Origin of the sequence: Pseudomonas mandelii (genome assembly GCF_002251635.1) — a bacterium.
GTDB classification, from domain to species: domain Bacteria; phylum Pseudomonadota; class Gammaproteobacteria; order Pseudomonadales; family Pseudomonadaceae; genus Aquipseudomonas; species Aquipseudomonas mandelii_B.
The window spans coordinates 1-13,482 of sequence record NZ_NMOJ01000107.1; the positions used below are offsets into that span (position 1 = coordinate 1).

The 13,482-nt window shown below is 60.9% G+C and carries 9 protein-coding genes; 4 read left to right on the plus strand and 5 right to left on the minus strand.

The features are described from left to right. Positions 1–12: 12 nt before the first annotated feature. Genes fabG through B7L09_RS15185 form a run of 3 tightly spaced genes read left to right on the plus strand, consistent with a single transcriptional unit; the run spans position 13 to position 2,816 of the window. Positions 13–741, plus strand: a complete 729-nt coding sequence (gene fabG, locus B7L09_RS15175) for a 3-oxoacyl-ACP reductase FabG (protein WP_094469510.1) — start codon at positions 13–15, stop codon at positions 739–741. After that, entirely contained in the window at positions 741–1,967 is a 1,227-nt protein-coding gene (locus B7L09_RS15180) for a beta-ketoacyl-ACP synthase (RefSeq protein WP_094469503.1), read from the plus strand. The genes fabG and B7L09_RS15180 overlap by 1 nt, the downstream gene beginning before the upstream one ends. A 27-nt stretch (positions 1,968–1,994) precedes the next feature. Further along, positions 1,995–2,816: a hypothetical protein gene (locus tag B7L09_RS15185; protein WP_094469504.1), complete on the plus strand. Its 822-nt coding sequence runs from the start codon at positions 1,995–1,997 to the stop codon at positions 2,814–2,816. Positions 2,817–3,075: 259 nt separating this feature from the next. Here B7L09_RS15185 and B7L09_RS32845 read toward each other — a convergent pair whose 3' ends face one another. Both B7L09_RS32845 and B7L09_RS15195 read right to left on the minus strand, forming a co-directional pair. Beyond that, positions 3,076–3,342 carry a type II toxin-antitoxin system PemK/MazF family toxin gene (locus tag B7L09_RS32845; protein ID WP_438269327.1) on the minus strand — a complete coding sequence of 89 codons (267 nt, stop codon included), beginning with the start codon at positions 3,340–3,342 and terminating at the stop codon, positions 3,076–3,078. Between the two features lie 155 nt (positions 3,343–3,497). Then, complete coding sequence (locus tag B7L09_RS15195; RefSeq protein WP_094469505.1) at positions 3,498–4,397, minus strand: LysR family transcriptional regulator; 900 nt, start codon at positions 4,395–4,397, stop codon at positions 3,498–3,500. A 118-nt stretch (positions 4,398–4,515) separates the two neighbouring features. Here B7L09_RS15195 and B7L09_RS15200 point away from each other — a divergent pair, with 118 nt between their 5' ends. Continuing rightward, complete coding sequence (locus B7L09_RS15200; protein ID WP_094469506.1) at positions 4,516–5,790, plus strand: MFS transporter; 1,275 nt, start codon at positions 4,516–4,518, stop codon at positions 5,788–5,790. 164 nt (positions 5,791–5,954) lie between these two features. On the opposite strand, the gene hemE is transcribed toward B7L09_RS15200, so the two are convergent. The 3 genes from hemE to gltB all read right to left on the minus strand — a co-directional run bounded on the left by hemE (position 5,955) and on the right by gltB (position 13,199). Beyond that, positions 5,955–7,022, minus strand: coding sequence for a uroporphyrinogen decarboxylase (hemE, locus tag B7L09_RS15205; RefSeq protein ID WP_094469507.1), 1,068 nt, complete (start codon positions 7,020–7,022; stop codon positions 5,955–5,957). A gap of 188 nt (positions 7,023–7,210) precedes the next feature. Then, positions 7,211–8,629 (minus strand): FAD-dependent oxidoreductase, encoded by a 1,419-nt coding sequence (locus tag B7L09_RS15210; protein ID WP_094469508.1) that lies wholly within the window; start codon positions 8,627–8,629, stop codon positions 7,211–7,213. Positions 8,630–8,753: 124 nt separating this feature from the next. Then, positions 8,754–13,199, minus strand: a complete 4,446-nt coding sequence (gltB, locus tag B7L09_RS15215) for a glutamate synthase large subunit (RefSeq protein ID WP_094469509.1) — start codon at positions 13,197–13,199, stop codon at positions 8,754–8,756. Positions 13,200–13,482 lie beyond the last annotated feature (283 nt).

Below are 13,482 nucleotides of genomic sequence, written 5' to 3' on the forward strand. Positions count from 1 at the left end.
AAGGANNAAGCCATGACTGAATCCGTACTGGTCACCGGCTCCAGCCGTGGCATCGGCCGCGCCATTGCCCTGCGCCTGGCCCAGGCCGGGCACGACATCGTGTTGCATTGCCGCAGCGGCCTGGCCGAGGCCATTGCCGTTCAGGGCGAAATCCAGGCGCTGGGGCGCAATGCTCGAATTTTGCAATTCGACGTCTCCGACCGCGCCAGCTGCAAGGCCATCCTCGAAGCCGACGTGGAGCAACATGGCGCCTATTACGGCGTGGTGCTCAATGCCGGCCTGACCCGCGACGGCGCGTTCCCGGCCTTGTCCGAAGACGATTGGGACGTGGTGATGCGCACCAACCTGGATGGCTTCTATAACGTTTTGCACCCGGTGATGATGCCGATGATTCGTCGTCGCGCGGCGGGCCGTATCGTCTGCATTACCTCGGTTTCCGGGCTCATCGGCAACCGTGGCCAGGTCAACTACAGCGCCTCCAAGGCCGGTTTGATCGGCGCGGCGAAAGCATTGGCGATCGAACTGGGCAAGCGCAAAATCACCGTCAACTGTGTCGCACCCGGCCTGATCGACACAGCCATGCTCGATGAAAACGTGCCGGTGGAAGAGCTGATGAAGATGATCCCTGCGCAGCGCATGGGCACCCCGGAAGAAGTCGCCGGCGCAGTGAATTTCCTGATGTCGGCCGAAGCCGGCTATATCACCCGCCAGGTCCTGGCCGTGAATGGAGGCCTGTGCTGATGAAACGCGTCGTCGTCACCGGCATGGCCGGCATGACCTCCCTGGGCAGCGACTGGGACACCATCGCCGCCAACTTCGCGGCCAACCGCAGCGGCATACGCCGGATGGACGAGTGGGATCGTTTCACCGAATTGAACACGCGCCTGGCCGGGCCGATCGACGATTTCGTGGTCCCGAGCGACTGGACCCGCAAGCAGCTGCGCAGCATGGGCCGGGTCTCGCGCCTAGCGGTGGGCGCATCCGAGCAGGCACTGGCCGATGCCGGGCTGTTGGGTAACCCGATGATCAAGGACGGGCGCATGGGTGTGGCCTGCGGCTCGTCCACCGGCAGCACCGACGAGATCAAGGCGTTCGGCAATATGCTGCTGAATTCGGTGGCCGAAGGGCTGAACGCCAACTCCTATGTGCGCATGATGCCGCACACTACGGCGGCGAATATCAGCATCTTTTTTGGCCTCACCGGGCGCTTGATTCCCACGTCCAGCGCCTGCACCAGCGGCAGCCAGGGCATCGGCTATGCCTATGAGGCCATCAAGTTCGGCCGCTTGCCGTTGATGCTCGCCGGTGGCGCCGAGGAATTGTGCCCCACCGAAGCCATGGTATTTGATGCGCTCTACGCCACCAGCTTGAAAAACGATGCCCCACAAACCAGCCCGCGCCCTTATGACAGCGGCCGTGATGGCCTGGTGATAGGCGAAGGCGGCGGCATGCTGGTGTTGGAAGAACTGGAACACGCCCTGGCACGTGGCGCGCATATCCATGCCGAGATTGTCGGTTTCGGCAGCAACGCCGACGGCCAGCACACCACCCGCCCGGAGCAGAAAACCATGCGCCGCGCGATGGAACTGGCGCTGGAAGACGCCGGGCTGCAGCCCTCAGACATCGGCTACGTAAACGGTCACGGCACGGCGACAGAACAGGGCGACATTGCCGAAACACTGGCCACCAGCGCGTTGTTCGGCAGCCGTATGCCCATCAGTTCGCAGAAGAGCTTCCTTGGCCACACCTTGGGCGCGTGCGGGGCGCTGGAGTCCTGGTTCAGCATCGAAATGATGAACCGCGACCAGTACGTACACACCTTCAACCTCGACGAGGTCGATCCGCACTGCGGCAAGCTCGACTACCTGCGCGGCGAGTTCCGCCAGATGAGTAATGAGTACGTGATGAACAACAATTTTGCTTTTGGTGGCGTCAACACCTCGTTGATTTTCCGTCGCTGGCACTGATCTGAAAAAACGTCTGGAGTGAAGGGAATGACTCGGTTTCAGCGCATCGGCGCAGTATTCACCCTGGTCGTTGCGCTGAGCGGCTGCACCAGCCCGGTGTACACCGCCAAGGAACACTTTCCCGGCGACAAGGGCCTGAGCGACGATCGGATGAGCCGCGCCATCGTCACCGCACTGATCGAGCGCCAATGGATCGTGCAGTCGGCGCGCCCCGGCATGATCAAAGCGGCCATCACCGTGCGCGACCGGCACCACGCCGAAATCGACATCCCCTACACCTCCACCTCGTTCGAAATGGACTACCGCGACAGCCGCGGCCTGGACTACAAGGACGGCAGGATCCACGGCACCTACAACCGCTGGATCAACTACCTGCGCGACGACGTGGTCAAGCAACTGGCCTCCGACCCGGACGCTGATCAAGTGTTCGCCTCGCAAGGCGCCTATGAACCCACCTACCAGGACTTTCAGGAAGGCGTGAAACGCGCCACCGAAGTCGGCCTGCTGGACGGCAGCGTCAAGTTCTACCTGGCGGGAGAAGCGCTACCGACTCAGGTGCACAAGCTGAATGCGGTGAGCAGCAGCCGAAGGGCCGACGACAACGAAGACAAATCCGCTGAAGACGCCTGCTACTGGGCATTGCAATCGACCTTGGCGACTTTGCAAAGCAAGGCCAAGAAGGCCGGTGCCAACGCCGTGATCAACATCGCCGGCATCAACAAGCGCGACCTGAGCCAGGACACCGGGAAATACCAGTGCAGTGACGACGAGGAAATACCTGGGCTGGAAGCCCTCAAGGCCGTGGTGTCCGGGGTGGCGTTGCGCGGGGATCTGGTGCGGGTGGACTGAGACGAGCACCTCGAGAACGACAAAGGGCGCCTTTCGGCGCCCCTTCACAAACAGGTNGGCTTGTCATCGCCGCGTCCTGCCTGGCTCTGCGATGGCTGGATGCCCAGGATCCTCAGAGTCTCACAAGCCCCTTTCGGGAACTCGGCCAGTCTGCCTGAAAACAGCTCGCCTGCAATCGGTGGCAAAGCGCCGCTCATCTCTGATCCACTTCATCGCAACCCCAGCGCACTGCGCACCGCCGCTTTATTCTTGCGAATGACTAAGCCGGTTGCGTTACCTGATAGGTGACAGTCCCTACATCATGTCGGTCTCGACTTTTGATCCGGTCCAGCCTGGAGAGGCTTACTGTCGCAACCATATCGCATTTCGCCCAGCAAACAGGACTGGCACCCTGTAGATGACTTTGAAGTTCCAGGTGGTGATCAAGTATGCGATCCGGAGCGGTAGTACTGAGCGGCACAACTGTCACCAGTAAGCTGTTGGTTTTGTGTTTTCGTATCACGACAACAGGTCTGACTTTGATCATTTCGGGGACTTCATACCCCCTGAAATCACAAATCAGCACACTGCCTTCCTTCGGTTGATTCACCAACTCAAACTTTACCAAACGCTCGCCTCGCGAAAAAAACAATTCACCCCAACGGATGGATAACGGATTAACAAGACATCCCAAAAAAATCGTTACGTCATAGACTCTATCTTCCTCGTCAACAACTCCACAAACGCCTTGGCCATCGGCGACTTCTGATCCTTGCGCTGCACCAACCACACCGCCGACACCGCTTCCGGATCGAGCAACGGCCGATACACCACGCCGTCGATGCGCATGCGCTGATAAGACGCCGGCAGCACCGACACCCCCAACCCCGCCGCCACCAAGCCGATTATCGTCATCGCCTCGCCCGCCTCTTGTGCGAAGTGCGGGCTGAAACCGGCATCGCGGGCCAGGCTGAGCAACTGTGCGTACAGACCACTGCCATAGCTGCGCGGGAAGAATACGAACGGTTCGAGGGCCAATGCCGAGAGGAACAAACCTTCTTCGCTGTCATTCACTAGCGGATGTTTGGAGCTGAGCACCGCCACCAGCGGCTCACGCATCAACTCCACGACGCTGAGGGAATCCGGCAGCCCAAGCGGTCGCATGATGCCGACCTCAATCGACTCATCCACCAGTGCTTCGGCCACTTGGGTGCTACTCATCTCCCGCAGGTTCAAATGCACTGCCGGGAAGCGCTGGCGAAACGAAAAAATCGCTTGTGGAATGGTCGAGTTGAACGGCGCCGATGAAGTGAAGCCAATTTTCAGTTCGCCCAACTCACCCAACTGCGCACGCCGTGCTACGTCAGCGGCTTTGTCGACTTGCGCCAGCACCAGTCGCGCTTCTTCCAGAAACAACCGACCGGCTTCGCTAAGCTCGACCCGACGATTGGTTCGCTCGAACAGNCGCGCGCCCACCTCTTGTTCCAGCGCCTGAATCTGCTGGCTCAGCGGCGGTTGCGAGATGCCCAGCACCTGCGCGGCACGGCCGAAATGCAGTTCTTCGGCGACGGCGATGAAGTACCGCAGGTGACGCAATTCCATGCAAGCCTCATTAGGTCGTAAAAGCTATCAAACAGGTCGAACAATATATTGGAAAGAATCATTAGGCAGCTATATGCTTTTTTCATTGCCTGACCGGCTGCGCCCTCCGAGGTCCGAAGTGAAAACTGCTGTCGCCCCCCTTGCCCATGAAGTTCCGCCCGCCGCGGCGGACGATGTTGTCGCTGAATTGAAAGAGATCTTCATCGAAAAAGGCACGCCGATGTTCATGCGCACGGTGCTGGCGCTGTTCTCCGGCGGGTTTGCGACCTTTGCCCTGCTCTACTGCGTACAGCCGATGATGCCGCTGCTGTCCCACGAATATTCGATCAACGCGGCGCAGAGCAGCCTGATCCTCTCAGTGGCCACCGGCATGCTCGCCATTGGCTTGTTGATCACCGGCCCGATCTCCGACCGAGTCGGACGCAAACCGGTGATGGTCGCGGCCTTGTTCGCCGCCGCACTGTGCACCATGGCCAGCGCGATGATGCCGAGCTGGCAAGGCGTGCTGGTGATGCGTGCGTTGATCGGGTTGTCGTTGAGCGGCCTGGCCGCCGTGGCGATGACCTACCTGAGCGAAGAGATCCACCCGCAACACATCGGCCTCGCGATGGGCTTGTATATCGGCGGCAACGCGATTGGCGGCATGAGTGGGCGCTTGATCATCGGCGTGTTGATCGACTTCGTCAGCTGGCACACTGCAATGCTGATCATCGGCGCCCTGGCGCTGATCGCGGCCACCGTGTTCTGGAAAATCCTCCCCGAATCACGCAACTTCCGCGCACGCTCGCTGCACCCGCGCAGTCTGGTTGATGGCTTCGCCATGCACTTTCGCGACGCCGGTCTGCCGCTGCTGTTCCTGGAAGCTTTCGTGCTGATGGGCGCGTTTGTCACCCTGTTCAACTACATCGGCTACCGCTTGCTGGCCGAGCCGTACCACATGGATCAGGCCTTCGTCGGTCTGCTGTCGGTGGTGTATTTGTCGGGCATCTACAGCTCGGCNAAAATCGGCTCCTTGGCCGACCAGCTGGGCCGGCGAAAAGTGCTGTGGGCCACGATTGTGCTGATGCTTGCAGGTCTCGCGCTGACGATGTTCACGCCGCTGNNGCTGGTGGTGCCGGGCATGCTGATCTTCACCTTCGGCTTCTTCGGCGCCCACTCGGTGGCCAGCAGCTGGATCGGCCGGCGTGCAGTGAAAGCCAAGGGGCAGGCGTCGTCGCTGTACCTGTTCTGCTACTACGCAGGCTCGAGTATTGCCGGTACGGCGGGCGGGTTCTTCTGGCACTTTGCCGGGTGGAANGGGATCGGCTTATTCATTGGTGCGTTGCTGGTGATTGCGCTGCTGGTGGCGTTGAAGCTGGCGAAGTTGCCGCCGCTAGGCGGAGTGAAGGCCTGACCCAATCCCCCTGTGGGAGCGGGCTTGCTCGCGAAGGCGGTGTGTCAGGCAACATTGATATCAACTGACACGACGCCTTCGCGAGCAAGCCCGCTCCCACATTTGACCGAGTACACCAAACAAAAACGCCCGGCATAAGCCGGGCGTTTTTTATTGGGCGAGGATCACTCGTGGTACTGCGCCGACAGCTCATGCACCGCGCGCATGAACGCGCCAGCGTGTTCCGGNTCNACTTCCGGCGTGATGCCATGGCCGAGGTTGAACACGTGCCCGCTGCCCTTGCCGTAGCTGGCCAGGATGCGGCCGACTTCAGTGCGGATCGCTTCCGGCTTGGCGTACAGCACGGTGGGGTCCATGTTGCCTTGCAGCGCAACGCGGTTGCCCACGCGCTGACGGGCTTCGCCAATGTCGCAGGTCCAGTCCAGGCCCAGGGCATCGGCACCGGCGTCGGCGATGCTTTCCAGCCACAGGCCGCCACCTTTGGTGAACAGGATGACCGGCACTTTGCGGCCTTCGTGCTCGCGGATCAGGCCGCTGACGATCTTGCGCATGTAGGCCAGGGAGAACTCCTGGTACGCCGCCGCCGACAGGTTGCCGCCCCACGTGTCGAAGATCTGCACCGCTTGGGCCCCGGCCATGATCTGGCCGTTGAGGTAGCTGGTGACCGACTGCGCCAGCTTGTCGAGCAGCAGGTGCATGGCTTGCGGGTTGTCGTAGAGCATGGCCTTGGTCTTGCGGAAGTCTTTCGACGAGCCGCCTTCGACCATGTAGGTGGCCAGGGTCCATGGGCTGCCGGAGAAGCCGATCAGCGGCACGCGGCCGTTGAGCTCGCGGCGGATGGTGCTGACAGCATCCATCACATAGCCGAGGTCTTTGTGCGGATCAGGGATCGGCAGGGCTTCGATATCGGCCAGGGTGCTGACGACTTTCTTGAAACGCGGGCCTTCGCCGGTTTCGAAGTACAGGCCTTGGCCCATGGCGTCAGGGATGGTGAGGATATCGGAGAAGAGGATGGCCGCATCCAGTTGTGGGTAGCGGTCCAGCGGCTGCATCGTGACTTCGCAAGCGAACTCCGGGTTCATGCACAGGCTCATGAAGTCGCCGGCGTGGGCGCGACTGGCGCGGTATTCCGGCAGGTAGCGACCGGCTTGACGCATCATCCATACGGGCGTGACGTCTACGGGTTGCTTGAGCAGGGCACGAAGGAAACGGTCGTTCTTGAGGGCAGTCATGTCGGCATCCGCAAAAAAAGTGCGGGCATTTTCTCAGAGCTCGACGCAAAAGGCACGGTTGCAGGTCAGCCTTTTGTCTATCGGGTCAATTTGTCGCGGGGGAACACGGTGTTCGCAACACACGGAAACCAATGTGGGACTATCGCTGGCAGGCCAGCTCCCACAGGGTTATTGCAGTCAGGGCGGGGTCAGACGCCCAGGTAATCCAGGATCCCTTCGGCGGCATTACGGCCTTCGAAGATCGCCGTCACCACCAAGTCCGAACCGCGCACCATATCGCCACCTGCGAAGATTTTCGGGTTGCTGGTCTGGTGTTTGTACTGACCTTGTTCCGGGGCTACAACGCGGCCCTGGCTGTCGGTCTGGATCTCGAACTGCTCGAACCACGGCGCCGGGCTCGGGCGGAAGCCGAAAGCGATGACCACGGCGTCGGCCGGGATGATCTCTTCGGAACCCGGGATCGGCTCGGGGCTGCGACGGCCACGGGCGTCCGGCTCGCCAAGACGGGTCTCGACCACCTTCACGCCTTCGACGCGGTCTTCACCGACGATAGCGATCGGCTGGCGGTTGTAGAGGAATTTCACGCCTTCTTCCTTGGCGTTCTTCACCTCTTTACGCGAGCCCGGCATGTTGGCTTCGTCACGACGATACGCACAGGTCACCGACTTGGCGCCCTGGCGGATCGAGGTGCGGTTGCAGTCCATCGCGGTGTCGCCACCGCCGAGCACCACAACCTTCTTGCCTTTCATGTCGACGAAATCTTCCGGCGACTTTTCAAAGCCCAGGTTGCGATTGACGTTGGCGATCAGGAAATCCAAAGCATCGTAAACGCCCGGCAAGTCCTCACCAGCAAAGCCGCCCTTCATGTAGGTGTAGGTGCCCATGCCCATGAACACCGCATCGTATTCGGCGAGCAGTTGCTCCATGGTGATGTCCTTGCCCATTTCGGTGTTCAGGCGGAACTCGATACCCATGCCGGTGAATACTTCACGACGGTTGCTCAGTACGGTTTTTTCCAGCTTGAACTCGGGGATGCCGAAGGTCAGCAGGCCGCCGATTTCCGGGTTCTTGTCGAACACCACCGGGGTCACGCCGCCACGCACCAGCACGTCGGCACAGCCCAGGCCCGCCGGGCCTGCGCCGATGATCGCAACGCGTTTGCCGGTCGGCTTGACCTTGGACATGTCCGGGCGCCAGCCCATGGCGAACGCGGTGTCGGTGATGTACTTCTCCACCGAACCGATGGTCACCGCGCCGAAGCCGTCGTTAAGGGTGCACGCACCCTCGCACAGACGGTCTTGCGGGCACACCCGGCCGCAGACTTCCGGCAAGGTGTTGGTCTGGTGCGACAGCTCGGCGGCGGCGAGGATGTTGCCCTCGGCCACCAACTTGAGCCAGTTGGGAATGAAGTTGTGCACCGGGCACTTCCATTCGCAATACGGGTTACCGCACCCCAGGCAGCGGTGGGCCTGGTCGGCCGAGTGCTGGGGTTTGAAGGGTTCGTAGATTTCCACGAACTCTTTCTTGCGTTGACGCAACAGTTTCTTCTTCGGATCTTTGCGCCCGACATCGAGGAATTGGAAGTCGTTGCTGAGACGTTCGGCCATCTTTAAAACCTCGTACACGACAGTTTCAAGCTACAAGCTTGAAGCTGCAAGAAATCAAATAAACCGGCACACCGCGCACTGCTCTTAGCTTGCGGCTTGAAGCTTGCGACTTGCCGCTGCGTCGTCATTGCGGGCTCGCAAGTGTGCTGGAGAGCAGAGATTTCAAACTCGCTGCCTTCGGTTTGACCAGCCAGAAACGACGCAGGTAATCATCGAGGTTTTCAGCGAGGTTACGACCCCATTCGCTGTCGGTTTCCTCGACGTATTCGTTCAGCACGCGTTGCAGGTGGCTGCGATAGGCTTCCATCGCCTCACCGCTGATCCGCTGGATTTCCACCAGTTCGTGGTTGACCCGGTCAACGAAGCTGTTGTCCTGGTCCAGCACGTAGGCGAAACCGCCGGTCATGCCCGAACCGAAGTTGTAACCGGTCTTGCCCAATACCGCGACAAAACCACCGGTCATGTACTCACAGCAGTGATCGCCCGTGCCTTCCACCACGGTGTGGGCACCGGAGTTACGCACGGCGAAACGCTCACCGGCAGTACCCGCGGCGAACAGCTTGCCGCCGGTAGCGCCGTACAAGCAGGTGTTGCCGATGATGGCACTGTCCTGNGTCTTGTAGACGCTGCCCTTCGGCGGAACGATGACCAGCTTGCCGCCGGTCATGCCTTTGCCGACGTAGTCGTTGGCATCGCCTTCAAGGTACATGTGCAGGCCACCGGCGTTCCACACGCCGAAGCTCTGGCCGGCCGTCCCTTTGAAGCGGAAGGTGATCGGCGCGTTCGCCATGCCTTGGTTGCCGTGCTTGCGGGCGATTTCACCGGAGATCCGCGCGCCGATCGAACGGTCGCAGTTGCAGATATCCAGGGCGAAGTCANCGCCGCTGGCGTCGTTGATCGACGAGCTGGCCATTTCGACCATCTTCTCGGCCAGCAGGCCTTTGTCGAACGGCGGGTTACGGTCGACCTGGCAGAACTGAGGCTTGTCCGCCGGGATGTGATCGCTGCCGAGCAACGGGGTCAGGTCCAAGTGTTGCTGCTTGGCGGTCTGGCCTTCGAGGATGTCCAGCAGATCGGTACGACCGATCAACTCTTCCAGCGAACGCACACCCAGCTTGGCCAGCCACTCACGGGTTTCTTCGGCGACGTAGGTGAAGAAATTCACCACCATGTCGACGGTCCCGATGTAGTGATCCTTGCGCAGCTTCTCGTTCTGGGTCGCGACGCCGGTGGCGCAGTTGTTCAGGTGGCAGATGCGCAGGTATTTGCAGCCCAGGGCGATCATTGGCGCAGTGCCGAAGCCGAAGCTTTCGGCGCCGAGGATCGCGGCCTTGATCACGTCGAGGCCGGTTTTCAGGCCACCGTCGGTCTGCACCCGCACTTTGCCGCGCAGGTCGTTGCCGCGCAGGGTCTGGTGAGTTTCAGCCAGGCCCAGTTCCCACGGCGCGCCGGCGTACTTGATGGAGGTCAGCGGCGATGCGCCGGTGCCGCCGTCGTAGCCGGAGATGGTGATCAGGTCGGCATAAGCCTTGGCCACACCGGCGGCAATGGTGCCGACGCCAGCTTCTGCGACCAGCTTCACCGAGACCAGGGCCTGCGGGTTGACTTGTTTCAAGTCGAAAATCAGCTGCGACAAATCCTCGATGGAGTAGATGTCGTGGTGCGGCGGCGGCGAAATCAGCGTCACACCCGGCACTGCATAACGCAGCTTGGCGATCAGGCCGTTGACCTTGCCGCCTGGCAGCTGGCCTCCCTCACCGGGCTTGGCACCCTGGGCGACTTTGATCTGCAGCACTTCGGCGTTGACCAGGTATTCCGGGGTTACACCGAAACGGCCAGTCGCCACCTGCTTGATTTTCGAGCTCTTGATGGTGCCGTAGCGCGCCGGGTCTTCACCGCCTTCGCCGGAGTTGGAACGCGCCCCCAGGCGGTTCATGGCTTCGGCCAGGGCTTCGTGGGCCTCAGGCGACAAGGCGCCAAGGGAGATGCCAGCGGAGTCGAAGCGTTTGAGCACCGATTCCAGCGGTTCGATCTCGCTGATGTCCAGCGGCGTGTCCAGGGTCTTGACCTTGAACATATCGCGGATCATCGACACCGGGCGGTTATCCACCAGCGCGGTGTATTGCTTGAACTTGGCGTAGTCGCCCTGCTGCACAGCAGCTTGCAGGGTGCTGACCACGTCGGGGTTGTACGCATGGTATTCGCCACCGTGGACGAACTTGAGCAGGCCGCCTTGCTGGATCGGCTTGCGCGCGCTCCAGGCTTCGGCCGCCAGGGCTTTCTGTTCGGCTTCGATGTCGACGAAACGCGCGCCCTTGATGCGACTCGGCACACCCCGGAAACTCAGGTCGCAGACTTCTTCGGACAAGCCGATGGCTTCGAACAATTGAGCGCCACGGTACGAGGTGACGGTAGAGATGCCCATCTTCGACAGGATCTTCAACAGGCCCTTGGTGATGCCCTTGCGGTAGTTTTTGAAGACCTCATAGAGGTCGCCCAGCACTTCACCGGTGCGAATCAGGTCGCCCAACACTTCGTACGCAAGGAACGGGTACACCGCCGAGGCGCCGAAACCGATCAGCACCGCAAAGTGATGCGGGTCGCGGGCAGTGGCGGTTTCGACGAGGATGTTGGAGTCGCAGCGCAGGCCTTTTTCGGTCAAGCGGTGGTGCACCGCGCCAGTGGCCAGCGAAGCGTGGATCGGCAGTTTGCCTGGCGCTATGTGGCGGTCGGTCAGCACGATCTGGGTACGACCGGCGCGCACAGCTTCTTCGGCCTGATCGGCGACGTTGCGCATGGCCGCTTCGAGGCCGACGCTTTCGTCGTAGTTGAGGTCGATGATCGCGCGCTCGAAGCCCGGACGATCCAGGTTCATCAGCGAACGCCACTTGGCCGGGGAAATNACCGGCGAACTGAGAATCACGCGGGAAGCGTGCTCAGGCGATTCCTGGAAGATGTTGCGCTCGGCACCGAGGCACACTTCCAGCGACATCACGATGGCTTCGCGCAGCGGGTCGATCGGCGGGTTGGTCACCTGGGCGAACTGCTGGCGGAAATAGTCGTACGGCGTGCGCACGCGCTGGGACAGCACGGCCATTGGCGTGTCATCACCCATGGAGCCGACGGCCTCGTAGCCTTGCTCGCCGAGCGGACGCAGCACTTGGTCGCGCTCCTCGAACGTGACCTGGTACATCTTCATGTACTGCTTGAGCTGGTCGACGTCATAAAAAGCCGAACCGTGGTCGTTGTCTTCCATGGTCGCCTGGATGCGCAGGGCGTTCTTGCGCAGCCATTGCTTGTACGGGTGACGCGACTTCAAGCGGTTGTCGATGGCGTCGGTGTCGAGGATCTGCCCGGTTTCGGTGTCCACGGCAAAGATCTGGCCCGGGCCCACACGCCCCTTGGCGATCACGTCTTCAGGCTGGTAGTTCCAGACACCGATTTCCGACGCGAGGGTGATGAAACCGTTGGTCGTGGTGACCCAACGCGCCGGGCGCAGCCCGTTACGGTCGAGCAGGCACACCGCGTAGCGGCCGTCGGTCATGACCACGCCGGCCGGGCCGTCCCACGGCTCCATGTGCATCGAGTTGTACTCGTAGAACGCACGCAGATCCGGGTCCATGGTTTCGACGTTCTGCCACGCTGGCGGAATGATCATGCGCACGCCACGGAACAGGTCGATGCCGCCGGTGACCATCAGCTCGAGCATGTTGTCCATGCTGGAAGAGTCGGAACCCACGCGGTTGACCAGCGGGCCGAGCTCTTCGAGGTCCATCAAGTCGTTGGCGAACTTGGTGCGACGGGCCACAGCCCAGTTGCGGTTGCCGGTGATGGTGTTGATCTCGCCGTTGTGGGCGAGGAAGCGGAATGGCTGAGCCAGCGGCCATTTCGGCAGGGTGTTGGTGGAGAAGCGCTGGTGGAACACGCAGATTGCGGTTTGCAGGCGCTCATCGCTCAGGTCTGGATAGAAGGCGGTCAAATCCGCCGGCATCATCAGGCCTTTATAAATGATGGTCTTGTGCGAAAAGCTGCAGATGTAGTGGTCAGTATCGGCGGCGTTGGACACCGACGAGCGACGACGCGAGGTGAACAGCTTGATCGCCATGTCCTGATCGCTCAAGCCATCGCCGGCGATGAACACTTGCTCGATCTGAGGCAGGCGCTCCAGGGCCAGGCGGCCGAGCACACTGGTGTCGATCGGCACTTTGCGCCAGCCGACCAGCTGCAGGCCGGCAGCGACGATCTCGCGGTTCATGTTCTCGCGTGCGGCTTCGGCTTTGACCGGGTCCTGGTTGAAGAACACCATGCCCACGGCGTACTGCTTGGGCAGGTCGACAGCAAATTGTTCTTTTGCGACAGCGCGCAGGAACTGGTCGGGCTTTTGAATCAGCAAGCCGCAACCGTCACCGGTTTTGCCGTCGGCGTTGATCCCACCGCGGTGGGTCATGCAGGTCAGGGCCTCGATGGCCGTTTGCAAAAGGGTATGACTGGGCTCGCCCTGCATGTGGGCTATCAGGCCGAAACCGCAGTTATCCTTGAATTCATCGGGTTGGTACAGACCTGCTTTCATAGACACTTTCTCACCAGGCTGCCTCTNTTCGAGGCAAATTTCTTTTCAATTCAACCCGTTACCTTCCACGCCGAACGTACGCCAGCTTTGCGGGGGCAAAAGGGAGGTCATTGTACACACCGACACGAACGCTCACAAATTTAGCGACGAAATGTCGCAAATCTATGTCGCATTTATGAAAGGTTTAAAGCGATATGCTGTGCTAGTCAAAACTTTTTTAATTCTGACCGCTACGACTCAAAAGCCACTGTGACGCAGACACCACAAAGCGCGCGGCCTTGAG